The organism is Roseivirga thermotolerans, assembly GCF_014653175.1.
Classification (GTDB): domain Bacteria; phylum Bacteroidota; class Bacteroidia; order Cytophagales; family Cyclobacteriaceae; genus Roseivirga; species Roseivirga thermotolerans.
Genome location: NZ_BNAG01000003.1, coordinates 677765 through 692799 on the forward strand (window position 1 = coordinate 677765; position 15035 = coordinate 692799).

Annotated in this window: 14 protein-coding genes and 1 tRNA gene; 9 read left to right on the top strand and 6 right to left on the bottom strand. The window is 43.5% G+C overall.

What is annotated here, in order from left to right; translation table 11 throughout:
* Positions 1 to 54 precede the first annotated feature (54 nt).
* Genes IE164_RS12980 through IE164_RS13005 form a run of 6 tightly spaced genes read left to right on the top strand, consistent with a single transcriptional unit; the run spans position 55 to position 6642 of the window.
* Complete coding sequence (locus tag IE164_RS12980) at positions 55 to 1302, top strand: hypothetical protein (protein ID WP_189630658.1); 1248 nt, start codon at positions 55 to 57, stop codon at positions 1300 to 1302.
* On the top strand, positions 1280 to 2422 hold the full coding sequence (locus IE164_RS12985; protein WP_189630659.1) for a glycosyltransferase family 4 protein: 1143 nt from the start codon (positions 1280 to 1282) through the stop codon (positions 2420 to 2422). The genes IE164_RS12980 and IE164_RS12985 overlap by 23 nt, the downstream gene beginning before the upstream one ends.
* Positions 2415 to 3023 carry a sugar transferase gene (locus tag IE164_RS12990; protein ID WP_189630822.1) on the top strand — a complete coding sequence of 203 codons (609 nt, stop codon included), beginning with the start codon at positions 2415 to 2417 and terminating at the stop codon, positions 3021 to 3023. Before IE164_RS12985 ends, IE164_RS12990 begins: the two co-directional genes overlap by 8 nt.
* Positions 3020 to 3628 carry an acetyltransferase gene (locus IE164_RS12995; RefSeq protein WP_189630660.1) on the top strand — a complete coding sequence of 203 codons (609 nt, stop codon included), beginning with the start codon at positions 3020 to 3022 and terminating at the stop codon, positions 3626 to 3628. The genes IE164_RS12990 and IE164_RS12995 overlap by 4 nt, the downstream gene beginning before the upstream one ends.
* A complete protein-coding gene (locus IE164_RS13000; RefSeq protein WP_189630661.1) occupies positions 3615 to 4757 on the top strand; it encodes a DegT/DnrJ/EryC1/StrS family aminotransferase in 1143 nt (380 codons plus the stop codon). The genes IE164_RS12995 and IE164_RS13000 overlap by 14 nt, the downstream gene beginning before the upstream one ends.
* Positions 4747 to 6642, top strand: a complete 1896-nt coding sequence (locus IE164_RS13005; protein WP_189630662.1) for a nucleoside-diphosphate sugar epimerase/dehydratase — start codon at positions 4747 to 4749, stop codon at positions 6640 to 6642. The genes IE164_RS13000 and IE164_RS13005 overlap by 11 nt, the downstream gene beginning before the upstream one ends.
* A 143-nt stretch (positions 6643 to 6785) precedes the next feature.
* Here IE164_RS13005 and IE164_RS13010 read toward each other — a convergent pair whose 3' ends face one another.
* The 3 genes from IE164_RS13010 to sucC all read right to left on the bottom strand — a co-directional run bounded on the left by IE164_RS13010 (position 6786) and on the right by sucC (position 9172).
* The gene (locus IE164_RS13010) at positions 6786 to 7739 is read right to left on the bottom strand and encodes a hypothetical protein (RefSeq protein WP_189630663.1); all 954 of its coding nucleotides are present in this window, start codon (positions 7737 to 7739) and stop codon (positions 6786 to 6788) included.
* 124 nt (positions 7740 to 7863) lie between these two features.
* Positions 7864 to 7937, bottom strand: a tRNA-Arg gene (locus IE164_RS13015).
* A gap of 23 nt (positions 7938 to 7960) precedes the next feature.
* Positions 7961 to 9172, bottom strand: coding sequence for an ADP-forming succinate--CoA ligase subunit beta (gene sucC, locus IE164_RS13020; RefSeq protein ID WP_189630664.1), 1212 nt, complete (start codon positions 9170 to 9172; stop codon positions 7961 to 7963).
* A gap of 116 nt (positions 9173 to 9288) precedes the next feature.
* Here sucC and IE164_RS13025 point away from each other — a divergent pair, with 116 nt between their 5' ends.
* Positions 9289 to 9957, top strand: coding sequence for an ABC transporter ATP-binding protein (locus IE164_RS13025; protein WP_189630665.1), 669 nt, complete (start codon positions 9289 to 9291; stop codon positions 9955 to 9957).
* Here the strand turns inward: IE164_RS13025 and IE164_RS13030 are convergent.
* Together IE164_RS13030 and IE164_RS13035 are read right to left on the bottom strand one after the other, a co-directional pair.
* Positions 9941 to 10813, bottom strand: coding sequence for a hypothetical protein (locus IE164_RS13030; RefSeq protein WP_189630666.1), 873 nt, complete (start codon positions 10811 to 10813; stop codon positions 9941 to 9943). The genes IE164_RS13025 and IE164_RS13030 overlap by 17 nt on opposite strands.
* Before the next feature lie 60 nt (positions 10814 to 10873).
* On the bottom strand, positions 10874 to 11317 hold the full coding sequence (locus IE164_RS13035) for a peroxiredoxin (RefSeq protein WP_189630667.1): 444 nt from the start codon (positions 11315 to 11317) through the stop codon (positions 10874 to 10876).
* A gap of 38 nt (positions 11318 to 11355) precedes the next feature.
* Between IE164_RS13035 and IE164_RS13040 the strand changes: the two genes are divergently transcribed.
* Both IE164_RS13040 and IE164_RS13045 read left to right on the top strand, forming a co-directional pair.
* A complete protein-coding gene (locus IE164_RS13040) occupies positions 11356 to 12216 on the top strand; it encodes a DMT family transporter (protein WP_229838676.1) in 861 nt (286 codons plus the stop codon).
* Positions 12197 to 12991: a PhzF family phenazine biosynthesis protein gene (locus tag IE164_RS13045; RefSeq protein WP_189630668.1), complete on the top strand. Its 795-nt coding sequence runs from the start codon at positions 12197 to 12199 to the stop codon at positions 12989 to 12991. The genes IE164_RS13040 and IE164_RS13045 overlap by 20 nt, the downstream gene beginning before the upstream one ends.
* Positions 12992 to 13036: 45 nt before the next feature.
* Here the strand turns inward: IE164_RS13045 and pulA are convergent, their stop codons facing one another.
* Positions 13037 to 15028, bottom strand: coding sequence for a type I pullulanase (pulA, locus tag IE164_RS13050; protein WP_189630669.1), 1992 nt, complete (start codon positions 15026 to 15028; stop codon positions 13037 to 13039).
* Positions 15029 to 15035: the final 7 nt, after the last annotated feature.

Here is a 15035-nt window from a genome sequence, read left to right on the forward strand (position 1 = left end):
TCGAAAGGAAAATCATAAGTTTAACCAGTTACTAACCCTCTAATTAACTAGTCTTTGGCTCCATTTGAGATACCGGGTTTAATTATTTCGATAGTCTTTTTTTCATTGATTATCTATTTGGTTGGTCAGCGTAATGTGCCTGCCCAGTTTCGGAACATAGTATCCGGTACAATTCTGATTAGAATATTTGCGGTTTTAGCTTACGCATTGGTCGTTTTTGGGTTGTACGGAGGAGCTGGAGATCCTGTGGTTTACTTTAGATGGGGGCAGCGCTTTGCTGAGTATTTCAGGCAATTTGATTTATCGCCCTTTTTCGATAGAGATGTTTGGAGAGGGCCTGCCTTCACGGGAACCAACTTTGTGGGGTACCCCGCAGCATTGGCCATATTGCTTGTTGGGGAAAGCTTTCGGGGTACGTGGTTGCTATACTCGGCTCTTTGCGTAGTTGGGTTGCTCTATTTTGCCAAAGTGTTCTACAGGGCCTATGGTGGAGCAGAATACAAAACATACCTCTATATTCTTTTATTGTACCCTTCACTTTGGTTTTGGACAGCTAATGTGAGTAAAGATACGTGGATGGTTTTTGGCGTGGCAGTCTTCCTCACCGGCATGGTAGATAAAGGCAGAAAGCAGAACATTTATGTAATGGCTTTCGGCCTTTTGTGGTGCTATCTTGTTAGACCACAGTTGGCAGCTATGCTTGCTTTTGCTCTAGCCGGAGCATACTTCTTAGGAACCTTGAAGAAGCTAACCTTTAAAAATGTTTTCATTCTTGTTCTCTCTGTAGTGGGAGCGTTTTATTTTCTTTCTGTGGTAGGAGTTGAAGACGTTACCGAGGTGACTGATTTTGCTGAGCAAACACAAAGAAAATCGTCCTACGGAGGGAGTGAAATTTCTCTGTCACAGGGGCCATTAAAGTTTATTCAGGCTCCTGTCAATATTTTGCTCAGACCCTTCCCTTGGGAAGTCGGAGGGTTTCTTCAGATAATAAGCTTTTTCGATGTCTACTTCATATGGTATCTGGCTTTTAGGAATTGGCGGGCAGTAAGAAGATCCTTTTCTATGATCCGAAAGGATAGACTGATTGCGTTCTGTTTTATTTTCATAGGTCTTTTTGCTGTGGGTGCGGGTTTAGCACTGGTGAACTTGGGGCTAATTGCACGGCAACGTATTATTCTATACCCGTTTATGTTCATGATTATATATGCTTACAGTGATAAACGGATTGCCTTTTTGAGAAAGAAAAGAAGAGAAGAGCAAGAAAAACGATATCAGGAAATTGCAGAACTTCAGAAAGCCTAAATTTTTACTTATTGGAGGCTTTGCTTCCTCCTTAATCAATTTTAGAGGGCCATTGCTCAAAAGGCTGGTACAAGACTTTGAAGTGTATGCAGCAGCCCCTTTTATAGATGAAGATACCCGAAGTAAGGTAGAAGCCATTGGAGCAAAATGCGTATCTAACTCTTTTGAAAGAACAGGCCTAAACCCCATAAAAGACCTGAAGGCATTAATGGCCTTTAGAAAACAGGTTAAAGCAATAAAACCTGATTATGTGCTGGCCTACACTATCAAGCCCGTTGTTTTTGGGTTAAAAGCCGCTAAGTTCAGAAACGTGAAACGATTTGCCCTAATAACTGGTAAAGGGTCTGGTTTTGATGAGAGTAGTTTCAAGTCCAGAACGATTGCCAGGTTGGTCAAAAAATTGTACCGAGATACCTTGAAATCGGTTGATGGAGTGATATTTCAAAACAAGGACGATAAAGATTTTTTTGTTCAGCATAAACTGGTCGGTCATGTAAACAGGGTGGAGGTAATTGAAGGAACAGGAGTAGACCTAGAATACTATCGTCTAAAAAGCAAGCCCTCCATACCTGAAAAGGTTAAGTTTCTTTTTATTGCTCGTTTGATCAAAGAGAAAGGAATACCGGAGCTTGTTGAGGCAAGTGAGATTTTGCGTAAAAAAGGACATGCTTTTGAGGTACAGCTCTTAGGCTGGATTGATCCTAATCCCGGAGGAATATCCAAAGCAGAGATCGATAGCTTACACAATTCTGGAGTTATAAATTACCTGGGCACTACCAGTGACGTAAGGCCATATATTGAAGCGGCTGACGTTTTTGTGCTACCCAGCTATTATAATGAGGGGCTTCCAAGAACCATTCAAGAAGCCATGGCCATGAAAAAACCGATTATTACTACAGATCATCCCGGTTGTAGAGAAACAGTCGAAGAACACAGAAATGGATTTCTTGTCCCCGTAAAGGACGCAAAGGCTCTAGCAAATGCTATGGCTTATTTTATGGAACAACCCGATCAGGTTCTGAAAATGGGAGCGGAAAGCTATGAAATAGCGAAAGAAAGGTTCGATGTAAATAAGATTAATGAGCGTTTGCTTAACTTCATGGAGTTAAATGATGTATAGGCATTTTTTTAAAAGAGCTTTTGATTTTGTGGCTGCCCTGGCAGCCTTTTTATTGTTGAGTCCTGTTTTTATACTCACCACCGCGCTGCTAACTCTAGCCAATGCCGGAAAACCCTTCTTTTTTCAACTTAGGCCGGGTAAAAATGGCGAAGTATTTCGCATCTATAAGTTCAAAACCATGAACGATAAGAAAGACTCATTCGGGAATTTATTACCCGATGCGCAACGGCTTACCAAAATTGGCCAGTTGGTGAGAAAACTGTCTCTTGATGAAATCCCACAGTTGCTTAATGTAATAAAAGGCGATATGTCGCTGGTTGGACCAAGACCTTTGCTGGTAGAGTATCTGCCATTGTACAATGAACAGCAGGCAAAAAGGCACAATGTAAAACCGGGTATTACAGGGTGGGCACAAGTGAATGGTAGAAATAGCCTCGATTGGCCGGCAAAGTTTGAATTAGATGTTTGGTACGTTGAACATCTATCCTTTTGGTTAGATATTAAAATCCTATTTTTGACTGTCAAGAAGGTTTTTGTGAGGGAGGGAATAAGCTCCAACAGCTCAGTGACAATGGAAAAGTTTAAAGGAAACGAATCATGATTCTTATAGGTGCCTCAGGCCATGCAAAAGTAATCATCGATATTCTTGAGAAGAATGACGAGGCAGTTGAGTATTTGCTTGATGCCAATCCGAATATAAAGGAGTTGGCGGGCTACGAAGTTATAACAGATACTGGCCACAACTATGCTTTAGATAAACAGTACATCATTTCTATAGGTGCGAATAGTATCCGGCAAAAGATTGCCGGCCTTCATAACTTGACCTATGGGTGGGCCATTCACCCTTCGGCAATTCTAGGCGATGATGTTTCTATTGGACAAGGTACGGTTATAATGGCCGGGGCCGTGATCAATTCCTCAACACAGATCGGGAATCATGCCATTATTAATACTTCTGCTTCGGTAGATCATGATTGTAAGATTGGAGATTATGTTCACATCAGTCCAAATGCCACCCTTTGTGGAACGGTGGAGGTGGGAGAGGGCACACAGGTGGGCGCAGGTGCAACTATAATCCCTAACCTTAAAATAGGTAAATGGGCTACTATTGGAGCAGGAGCGGTAATCATCAGTAATGTGCCAGACCATGCTGTGGTAGTAGGTAATCCGGGACGAGTGATTAGATTGAATAATGGAGAAGAGTAAGATTTGGCTGTCATCTCCCCACATGGCCGGGAATGAACAGAAGTATGTGGCATCGGCTTTCGAGTCTAACTGGATTGCTCCGTTAGGGCCTTTGGTCGATAAGTTCGAAGAAGTCTTGTCTGGTTATGTTGGGGTGGCTCATTGCGCAGCCCTTAGCAGTGGTACAGCGGCTATTCACCTAGCCTTAGAGATATTGGGCGTTGGCCCTGGCGATGATGTAATTGTGCAGTCCTTTACCTTTTGCGGATCCATAAACCCTGTGTTGTACCAAAAGGCCAATCCCGTTTTGGTAGATAGTGATCCCGAAACCTGGAATATGGACCCTGAATTACTGCGTGAGGTAATACTGCACCGGATTAAGACGACCGGAAAGCGACCTAAAGCCGTAATTCCAGTGCACTTGTATGGCATGCCGGCCAGAATAGATGAAATCGTAGAGGTTTGTCGTGAATTTGAGATTGCCGTAATAGAAGATGCAGCCGAGGCACTCGGGTCAAGCTATAAAGGACAAAAACTCGGCAGCTTTGGCGACTTTGGTATACTGTCGTTTAATGGGAATAAAATTATTACTACCTCAGGAGGAGGCGCTTTGCTGTCACCTAACAAAGATCGGATTATTAAGGCCCGTTTTTTATCAACCCAGGCGCGCGATCAGGCAGTACACTATCAACACAGTGAGTTGGGATATAATTACCGTCTCTCCAATGTACTGGCCGGAATAGGCGTAGGGCAAATGGAGTTATTGGAACAATTTGTAGCGCTCAGGCGCAAGAATTTCGACTTCTATTGCCAGCTTTTTGATGGCAGCCCGGTCACGGTTCATAAAGAGAGTTCAGACCAGTCATTTTCAAATCACTGGCTAACCACTGTGGTTTTTCCCAAGGACCATGAAAAATTGAACAAAGAAGTTTTCATGCAAGCATTTTTGGAAGAAAATATTGAATCGAGGCCTTTGTGGAAACCAATGCATATGCAACCTCTCTATAAAGGAGCCGAAATGCATGGTGGTGCTGTATGCCACGATTTATTTCAACGCGGATTATGCTTACCTTCAGGTTCTAATTTAACCAATGCCGATCGCGATAGAATAGCATCAGTAGTTCGAAAAGTGTTGAGAAATGCTCAATAAGTTTAAAACCCTTAATGTTCTGCCAAGATGGATTATTGTGATGATCGATCTTACCATATTCTCTTTGGCAGCACTTATTGGGTACTTGCTTCGACTCAATTTTCAAATTGATGAACTTTATGAGTTCGACTTTTTGCGTGGTATAGCCATTTACACCATTTCCGGCCTTATTGCCTCGCTGCTTACCCGTAGTTTTGCCGGAATTATCAGATATACCGGTATTCAGGATACTTTAAGAGTTCTATATGCCAACCTGGTTTCTTTGCTCATTGTATTTGCCATTAATTACCTTTCTGAAAATGCCCTACCATATTCAGTTGCACTCATAGCTTTTCTTGTTTCACTGGTTATATCCATTAGTTATCGTTTACTGGTTAAAGAACTGTTCGCCTTTTATAGAACAGTGCCCAAGAGCCAGCGTAAAATACTTATTATGGGAGCCGGCCGATCCGGTATGATTACCAAGCAACTACTGGATAATGACACTCGGTCTAATGTTAAAGTAGTGGGCTTTCTGGAAGACAACCCCAGAAAAATTGGTAATGTAATTGGCGGGGTAAGGATTTTTTCAGCCAAAGATGAGTTCGAAAAAGTAGTGATTAAACACAATCCCACAGAACTAATATTGGCAGCTACCAAGCTTTCGCTGGAGCGTAAAAACGATTTGGTAGACCGTTGTCTGGAGTTTGGAATTAAGGTTACCAGTGTTCCTTCTGCCGACCAATGGATTGGTGGAGAGTTCGATATCAACCAGATCAAAGAGGTGAAAATTGAGGACTTGCTGGGCAGAAACGCCATTGTGCTCAAGAATAAGTTCATTAGCAAGCAGCTCAACGATAAGTGTATCCTCATTACCGGGGCTGCAGGCTCCATAGGGAGCGAAATTGTTCGTCAGGTTGTACGTTATTCGCCTGCCAAGGTAATTTTGCTCGACCAGTCTGAAACGGGTTTGTTTGAAATTGAGAATGAGATTAGAGGGCTCAAGAAGATGGGTGAAGATCTTATCTCGTTTGTGGCGGACATCACCAATACTAACCGACTTAAGGAATGCTTTTCGCGCTTCAGACCTCAGGTAATCTTTCATGCTGCTGCCTACAAACATGTGCCCATGATGGAGCTAAATGTTCCGGAGGCTGTATGTTGCAATGTGCTGGGTACCAGAAATCTGGCAGACCTTTCGGTAGAGTTCGATGTGGAAAAGTTTGTGATGATTTCAACCGATAAGGCTGTTAACCCCACCAGTGTAATGGGAGCCACCAAACGAGCGGCAGAGGTATATGTACAAAGCCTTAATGAATTTTTGGTAAGTATAGATTCCGGTTCAACAAAGTTTATTACAACGCGATTTGGTAATGTGCTGGGGTCAAATGGATCGGTAATTCCCATATTCAAAAAACAGATTCAGGCTGGCGGACCAATTACGGTTACCCATCCTGAAATTACCAGGTATTTTATGACCATCCCGGAAGCTTGTAGCCTTGTGTTGGAGGCTGCTACCATGGGAGATGGAGGAGAAATTTTTGTCTTTGATATGGGTAAGTCCGTTAAGATTGTTGATCTGGCCAGGCGTATGATCCAGCTTTCCGGGCTAGTAGAAGGCAAAGACATCGATATAGTTTTTACCGGCCTAAGGCCCGGAGAAAAGCTCTACGAAGAGCTACTCGATGATAACGAGAACAACCTGGCCACTCATAATCCCAAAATAATGATCGCCCAAACCCGTAAACTGGACTTTAAGATGGTTAAGGAGTGTCTTGATCGTTTGGACGAATTGGCAACATTTAGCGAAGGTTATGCCTTCAGTGATGTGGAAATAGTCCGTGTTCTTAAGTCTATGCTCACCGAATATAAGAGTAAGGCCTCTAAGTTTGAATCACTGGACTAAGACACTATTTCCGACACCACTCAACCTCGCAAGGGTATCTGTCATAGCTAAAGCCCTCTATTCAACAAAGCACAAACAATCTGGCTCGAAGAATAATTGATCTGATGTCCGGACTAATTTCCAGGGCTGGCAGCGCGAAAAGGTTATCTAAACTTAGGTTTCTTTCTGGAGGGGGAGAAGAGTTCTCCAAGGAAGTTATCAGGTAAGTACATCTCCAATCTTAATGAGAAGATATAATAAGCATCGTTGTTTTCTCTACCTCTTATAGCCCCTTTCTGCCGGGCGGTATAACCACCTTCAACCGATCTGTCATATACCTGAACAGCAATATCTGCCATTGGTGAGCCCGGACCACCATTCCATTCTATGATTTCATCTCGGCTCGGATAAAAGGTTGCCACATCGTCAAGGTAATCAGTAAAGGTAAACCTTCTGGCACCTTCAATAAGAATATCGATGTACTGGTTGGCTTTTAACCTAACTCCAATACCAAATGGAATTACGGTTACATTTTTAGGATAAGAACTAACTGGTGCAGCTTCTTCTGTTTGAATTTCCCAAAGCCTTACGGTGTAATTGCCTTCTTCTCCGGGAAGAAATGTCTTAGGACGGTTAGTAGAACGCCCAATACCAAACATCAGGTAAGGGTTAATAATTGGTCTTCTGGTATAACTTCCGTCAACAGGAATTAGGTTGAAAATGGCAAGGGCAGAAACTTCTAAGTTTTGCGATCTGAAATTCAGGTTTCTGATGTAGCGGTCGTCCTCATCTCCAACATCGGTACGATTACTGATTCGCTTTGAAATGAACCCAGACTTGCCTTCAGCATCACTTCCGCCTATCTGATACCAGTTTACGTCTACACGCAGTGAGAGCTGCGAACCGAACTTCTTTCTCAGGCCAACACCTAAACTTGGGCCCAGGGCAGACTGAAGACCATCATAAAAAACATCGTGCATGTCGCCATGATAGGTAGAAAAGCCTACGCCATAGGAGAACATCCATGTGCGATCTCTACGTCTGGAATAGAAGGATTGGGCGTTTGCAAGTTCAGTAAACGCTAAGATAATAAGTAAAGTGAAAGTGACCTTTTTCATCTTAAAGCTTATAGTAAAGCTAATTAACTTCTTATTGGGTTACAAACTATCTTAGCTGAGGCTCTACAAATTTATGATTATTTACTGTAAACGAAAAATCTCCAGCCAAATGACTGGAGATTTGTACACCCGGAAGGAGTCGAACCCTCAACCTCTGGAGCCGAAATCCAGCGCTCTATCCAGTTGAGCTACGGGTGCCTGCGCTTAAAAGAGTGCTTCTATTAAGCCAATGCCTGTTGCACTTTGGCAGCAGCATCTTTCAGTAATATAGCCGATTCTACCGCCAAACCACTTTCATTGATGATTTGTGCAGCTTCTTCTGCATTAGTTCCTTGTAGTCTTACAATGATTGGAATGTTGATGTTGCCGATTTTCTTGTAGGCCTCAACCACTCCGTTGGCTACACGATCACAACGAACAATTCCTCCAAATATATTGATCAGAATGGCTTTTACGTTAGGATCTTGCATAATTATTCTAAAGCCTGCTTCCACAGTTTCTGCGTTTGCGGTTCCCCCAACATCCAGAAAGTTAGCCGGTTCACCACCGGAAAGCTTAATAATGTCCATAGTTGCCATGGCAAGTCCTGCTCCGTTCACCATACAGCCTACGTTACCATCTAACTTCACATAGCTCAGTCCGTACTTGCCTGCTTCTACTTCTGCCGGATCTTCCTCCGTTATGTCTCTCAGTTCGGCAAGATCTTTATGTCTGAAAAGCCCGTTATCGTCCAGGTTAACTTTGGCATCAACCGCCAAAATCTGGTTGTCAGATGTTTTTAGTACCGGGTTAATTTCAAACTGAGAGGCGTCAGAATCTTCATAGGCTTTGTAAAGGGCGTGAATGAATTTCACCATTTCTTTAAAGGCTTGTCCTTCCAGGCCTAGTTGAAAGGCTACTTTTCTCGATTGAAAGCCTTGCAAGCCCACTCTTGGATCTATCCACTCTTTAATAATTTTCTCTGGAGTTTCTTCGGCTACAGCCTCAATGTCCATTCCACCTTCAGTAGAAGCCATAATTACATTGCAGCCTTTGGCCCTGTCTAACAATATAGACAAGTAGTATTCTTTGGGCTCAGAATCGCCAGGATAGTAAACGTCCTGAGCGATCAATACTTTGTTTACTTTTTTACCCTCTGCTCCGGTCTGGTGAGTTACCAAAGTTCCTCCCAAAATGGCTTCAGCCTTAGGGCCAACCTCATCGAGGCTTTTGGCCAGTACCACACCATTAGAGCCAGTTTCTTGTATCTTACCTTTCCCACGGCCTCCCGCATGAATCTGAGCTTTCACCACGTACCAAGAGGTTCCGGTTTGTTCGTTGAGCTTTTTAGCAGCCTGAGTGGCTTCTTCTGGCGTGTTTGCAACTATGCCTTCCTGAATTTTTACCCCGTATCCTTTAAGTAATTCTTTTGCTTGGTACTCGTGAATATTCATGATGCTTTTAAATTTGGTGCGAAGCTAAATCTTTGGGCCTATAATAACAAGTGAATTTCGTTTATTAGAAGTTTGTTGCTGCTCTGTTTAGATTCGATTCATTATGTTTGGGATGTATGGCAGAAATTATCCTTAAGGCACAGAATATTTCCAAGGCCTATAACAACCTTCAGGTTCTCAAGAAGATCGATCTGGAGATTGCCGATCGAGAAGTGGTTTCCATTGTTGGTGCCTCGGGAGCGGGCAAAAGTACCTTATTGCATATTTTGGGCACCTTAGATAGGCCCGATCAGGGCACCTTGAATATAGTAGGGCAAAATGTACTTGCTCTTTCTGCCGCCAAACTGGCCAGGTTTAGAAACAGTGAGATTGGGTTTGTATTTCAGTTTCATAATCTGCTGCCTGAATTTTCGGCTTTGGAGAATGTATGTCTTCCCGGTTTTATTTCCGGTCTTTCTGAAAAAGAAGTGAGGCAGCGAGCGTTGAACTTGTTAGAAATACTGGGCTTGGCCGATAGGGCTACGCACCGACCTTCCGAACTTTCGGGGGGTGAACAGCAGCGAGTATCTGTGGCTCGTTCGCTCATCAACGACCCCAAAGTGATTTTTGCCGATGAGCCAAGTGGAAACCTTGATTCTAAAAATGCGGAATCATTGCATAAACTGTTTTTCGACCTTCGCGACAGGTTCAAAAAAACGTTTGTGATTGTTACACACAACCAAGCTTTGGCTGAGTTATCTGATCGGCAGATCGAGATTAAAGACGGACTTATCGCGTCATCTTAATTACCTTACAACGGATTGATGATTTACCGTATAGCGATTTAGGTAAATAGAATCCCAAACGAAACCCAATCCTAAGGTATGAGTCGTTGCTGCCATCACCTCGGGGAGTGCCTGCCGCAACGGGAGCCACCGGAGGGTTAAGCGCGGCCCTTGGGTCAGACAGTAATCCGAGGGTATTGGCATCTACACCATTGGTTTCTGAGAAAGAAGAAGGGTCTCGGTATACCGTACTCACATCGTCTAAATAGCCCGTCATGGTAAGTGTATATTGGGCTTCTATTTGTAGATCTACATTTCTCGACATAAAAAAGTTGAATCCAAAACCAAGCGGAATAGCCAAGGCCAAACCTCCATACTGAACGCCTTCCAGCGAAAGGGGGCGAAGATCATAGGTGGTTCCCGCAAGTTCTGTTTTGGGGTTGTTGCTGGTAATGCCTATGCCCAAATGCAAGTAAGGGTTGGCAAAGGCCCTGTCTTTATACCCGGAGGCAGGGTGCCTGAAGGCGTAGTACAAGGCCTGGACGGTAAATTCTACGTTGGTAGCTTTGAAACTAAGGTTTCTCGTTTTGTTGGCCGGAAGTGGAGATAGAGAATCGTCAGCTTGAATTTTATATATGCTCAGGTTAGTTCTTATGGCAATTTGGTCGGTAAACAAATGTTCGTAACCTATCGTAGCGCTCAGGCCCGTCTGAAGCTTTGGGTCTTGTGCCCTTCGTAATTCTCCGAAATAGGTATTTAAACCAAAGCCAACAGAGGCTTTTGACAGTCGGTCAAAATCGCCTGTGGTTACATATTGTTGAGCGTGAATGCTAGTGTGAAGGCAAATGACCAACAGCAGCGGAACGAAAAATCTCATATTCTTCCGAAATGACAGGTTAGGACACAAATTTATCATTCGAACGTAGAAAATCGAGTTTTATTCGGTTTTTAATTGTGCAATCATATGCTCTATATGTTTTCGAGCCCCGAACAGGTCGGAATAGATGGCTGCAACTTGTTGTTTTGAGTCAATCAGGTAGGTTATTCGTTTGGGTATATTCACAATAGGCATGAGCGCACCATAGACTTTACAAACATTTCCTGAAGGGTCGGAGAGAAGCTCAAAGGGTAGGTCGTGCTTTGCCCTGAATCTTTTATGAGTAGCTGGCGAATCTTTACTTATGCCAAATACATGAATGTTGAGGCCTTTGAAAATGTGATGTTGATCTCTGAAGCTACAGGCTTCTTCGGTACATCCGGGGGTAAAATCTTTCGGATAGAAGTATACAATGCAGGGTAGGTTTTCCGGTAGGCTAACCAAAACGTTCTCGCTATTCTTCAATTGGAAGGAAGGTGCTTTTTGACCAACTTTTAATGCCATATTTTATCGTTCAAAATTGAATAAGTGCATCTTTGTGCATGTTTTCAAAAGGGGTAATTTACATGATGTTGGCCACATTCGTTTTTGCTGTCATGAATGTGTTGGTAAAATATCTACCTAATATCCCCGCAATAGAAATCATTCTTTTCAGGTCAATTGTTTCGTTTTTTATGTCGGGGGTAACCTTGCGAATCAAGAAAGTGCCTTTGTTGGGGAATAACAGAAAAGTTTTGCTCATCCGTGGTTTGGCCGGAGCCTTAGCTCTGATGATGTTCTTTACTACTTTGCAGGAAATACCACTGGCGAGCGCGGTAACTCTTATGTTTCTGGGGCCAATTTTTACCACGCTTATTGGTATATGGGTGGTCGGTGAGAAGGTGAGCCCCATTCAGTGGTTATTCTTTGCCTTGTCGTTTGCCGGAATAGTTATGATTAAAGGGTTTGACCCAAGGGTGTCTCCATTTATGGCCTTGCTTGGGGTTGGCGCTGCATTTTTCTCAGGTGTGGCTTACAATATGATTCGAAAGCTCAAAACATCTGAACATCCGTTGGTAATCATCTTTTATTTTCCACTGGTTACTTTGCCTATAGTGGGGGTATACTCTGCTTTGCATTGGGTTCAACCGGAGGGTATCGAGTGGCTTCTTTTGCTTGGGGTAGGGGTATTGACTCAAATTGCCCAGTATTTCTTAACAGTCGCCTATCAGTCAGAAGAGCTGTCTAAAGTTTCGAATATTAATTTTATTGGTATTATCTATGCCCTCGGTTTTGGGTTTTTTCTGTTCGATGAAACCTTCAATGTATTGACTTACCTTGGCATGACGGCCGTAATGGCCGGGGTGGTATTAAATGTAATTTTCAAAAGCAAAAAGAAAAACCATGAAGCTGTACCAAATTGATTCTTTCACCCAGACTGTTTTTAGTGGAAATCCTGCCGGTGTATGTGTTTTAACCGAACCCTTAAGGGAGGATGAAATGCAGGCTATTGCCTCAGAAATGAATTTGTCGGAGACGGCATTTGTGGTGAAAAAAGAAGGTAGGTATGACTTGCGATGGTTTACTCCGGCTCGCGAGGTACCACTTTGTGGACATGCTACTCTGGCCTCGGCCTTCGTACTGTTTTCAGAAGGTTTTCATACGGCCGATGCTCCCATTGTGTTCGACACGCTGAGTGGTGAATTGGTAGTTAAACAGATGAGCGATGGTGCTCTGGAAATGAACTTTCCTTTAACAATGCCTTCGAGCTACAGCGGAGACCAACAGCATATCATTCAGTCTACATTTGGTCCTTCGGTGATTGATGTACTTGAGGTGCCCAACGAATTGATCGTGATTGTTGATTCTGTTCAAATCTTGGTGGGGTTAAACCCTTCAATGGATAATGTGGCTAGACTGGCGGTAAATGGAGTAATGGTTTCAGCATGGGATGAAACAGGTACTTACGATTTTGCTTCACGATACTTTGCTCCCAATCTGGGTATAAACGAAGACCCGGTTACCGGATTTATCCATACCATATTATCGCCTTACTGGGCTGTGAAAAAGGGACAAACGCAGTTCAAATGTTTGCAAGCCTCAAAAAGAAGGGGAGAACTTTTTGTTGAAACACTTAGTAACCGAACACTCATAAGAGGCTTTGCGGTCAAAGTTTTTGAAACGGAGCTTGCTATGTAAAAATGGCAGCTTCTTTATAGGTCAATTTCCAACACGAATAGAAATTCAATCCTTCTTAAGAATAAAGGCTGTGCTGGCCGGGATGGTCATTACCCGACTGCTGCTTTTAAGGCCTTGTTCATTCACTTGGTTGCCATCGGCCACGAGTGTCCATTCACCGTCTGGCAGCTCAATGGTTTTGTTAAGTCCACTTCCGTTGAGTAACACCAATATCGTATGCCAGTTATCTCCATTAGCATTATTTTTTAACTGATAGGCCAGAAAGTTCTCTCCCTCGTAAGGCAAAAACTCAAGGTGTGCTTGAATTTGCGCGGTAGAGGTCATGCGAAAAGCCGGATGATTTTTTCTCAAGGCTATGAGTTGCTTGTAGTATTTAAAAACCTCTTTATACTTTTCTTTTCGCCTCCAGTCGAGCTGGTTGATGGAGTCAGGAGAGTTGTATGAGTTTTCTACTCCTTGTTTAGTTCGGAGAAATTCCATGCCGGCATGGAGAAACGGTACACCCTGAGAGGTGAGCACAATAGTTTCGGCCAGTTTGTGCATTTTAATACGCTCTTCTTCGCTGGCTGTAGGGTTAGAAATTTCTAGCTTGTCCCAAAGGGTATGGTTGTCATGGCAAGAAACATAACTAATGGTTTGACCGGGTTCTGCGGCCCATGGTGCCTTAGAGTAATTCACTTGAGAATAATCTATCTGGGGATGTTGGGTAGATGCTACTATACCAAATTTAATGCTCTCCTTTAGTCCGGTCCGCTGACTTACAAAGCCACCTTCTTCATGTTCAAAGACGCTTCCTTTTAGGCCATCGCGCAAGTCATCGCTAAATGCGGCCACATGATTTAGCTTGTATGTGTTTGCTTTAATTGCCTGTTGATCCTGAGGCAATGGTGATGCTCCGGCCGTCCACCCTTCGCCATAAACAAACAAGCTGGGGTCTATGGCCCTTACGGCTTCACTTACAGCATTCATGGTTTCAATATCATGAATGCCCATAAGATCGAAACGGAAGCCATCGAGGTGATATTCTTTGACCCAATACTGAACGGATTCAACAATGTATTTTCGCATCATGGCCCGTTCTGAGGCTGTTTCATTGCCGCAGGCAGAGGCATCGGAGAAGCCTCCTTCCTCATTTTGTCTGTAGTAATAGCGCGGAACAAGTTGGTTGAAGTTAGAATCTTCTGTTTCACCGGTGTGGTTATAAACAACGTCCAGAATAACCCGAATGCCATTTTGGTGGAAGGCCTGCACCATTTCTTTAAATTCTTTGATACGAACAGCTCCGTCATAAGGATCGGAAGAAAAGCTACCTTCGGGCACGTTGTAATTGAGCGGATCGTAACCCCAGTTGTATTGAGGTTCGTTTAGCCGTGTTTCGTCTATGGATCGGTGATCGAAGGTGGGTAGCAGATGTACATGTGTAACCCCCAGTTCTTTTATATGGTCTAAACCGGTGGTCAGCCCCTGAGGGCTACGGGTTCCGGTCTCTACGAGCCCGGCATATTTACCCGGCCGACCGGATCCCGAAGAGGGGTGTATGGTCATATCGCGGATGTGCAACTCATAGATAATAATATCGGTGTAATTATTGAGAGCAGGTCTTTTGTCTAAGTTCCAGCCTTCCGGATCAGTTTCGTCCAGATCAACAATCATGCTGCGCCTTCCGTTTACCCCTACCGCAACGGCATATAGGTCGGGCTTTTCTTGCATCCATTGGCCTTCCTGATTCACCTGATAGGTATAGTATTTCCCTTTGAGGTTTCCCGAAACACTAAAGGTCCATGTTCCTTTTTCAGCCCGTTTCATGGCATAAGTGGCTTCAAGATTATCGCCATTACCCGAACTATATATCTTTAGACGCACCTCTTTTGCCGCAGGCGACCACAGCCTAAAGTGAGTAGCCGATTCGGTATAAGTGAATCCAAGGTCGCTACCTTCGTATACCGGATAGTCGGTTAAGTGTTCATAATGAGGTTGTTTTTCGCAAGAGAACATAATTAGAAAAATGCCGATGAGGAGGAAAGTCTTTGAATACATGGATGAA

What these genes read in the sequence shown, in the direction of transcription:
- IE164_RS12990 (WP_189630822.1), top strand. Translation starts at nt 2,415, where the DNA reads ATGTATAGGCATTTTTTTAAAAGAGCTTTTGATTTTGTGGCTGCCCTG.
- IE164_RS12995 (WP_189630660.1), top strand. Translation starts at nt 3,020, where the DNA reads ATGATTCTTATAGGTGCCTCAGGCCATGCAAAAGTAATCATCGATATT.
- IE164_RS13000 (WP_189630661.1), top strand. Translation starts at nt 3,615, where the DNA reads ATGGAGAAGAGTAAGATTTGGCTGTCATCTCCCCACATGGCCGGGAAT.
- IE164_RS13005 (WP_189630662.1), top strand. Translation starts at nt 4,747, where the DNA reads ATGCTCAATAAGTTTAAAACCCTTAATGTTCTGCCAAGATGGATTATT.
- IE164_RS13010 (WP_189630663.1), bottom strand. Translation starts at nt 7,739, where the DNA reads ATGAAAAAGGTCACTTTCACTTTACTTATTATCTTAGCGTTTACTGAA.
- sucC (WP_189630664.1), bottom strand. Translation starts at nt 9,172, where the DNA reads ATGAATATTCACGAGTACCAAGCAAAAGAATTACTTAAAGGATACGGG.
- IE164_RS13025 (WP_189630665.1), top strand. Translation starts at nt 9,289, where the DNA reads ATGGCAGAAATTATCCTTAAGGCACAGAATATTTCCAAGGCCTATAAC.
- IE164_RS13030 (WP_189630666.1), bottom strand. Translation starts at nt 10,813, where the DNA reads ATGAGATTTTTCGTTCCGCTGCTGTTGGTCATTTGCCTTCACACTAGC.
- IE164_RS13035 (WP_189630667.1), bottom strand. Translation starts at nt 11,317, where the DNA reads ATGGCATTAAAAGTTGGTCAAAAAGCACCTTCCTTCCAATTGAAGAAT.
- IE164_RS13040 (WP_229838676.1), top strand. Translation starts at nt 11,356, where the DNA reads ATGTTTTCAAAAGGGGTAATTTACATGATGTTGGCCACATTCGTTTTT.
- IE164_RS13045 (WP_189630668.1), top strand. Translation starts at nt 12,197, where the DNA reads ATGAAGCTGTACCAAATTGATTCTTTCACCCAGACTGTTTTTAGTGGA.
- pulA (WP_189630669.1), bottom strand. Translation starts at nt 15,028, where the DNA reads ATGTATTCAAAGACTTTCCTCCTCATCGGCATTTTTCTAATTATGTTC.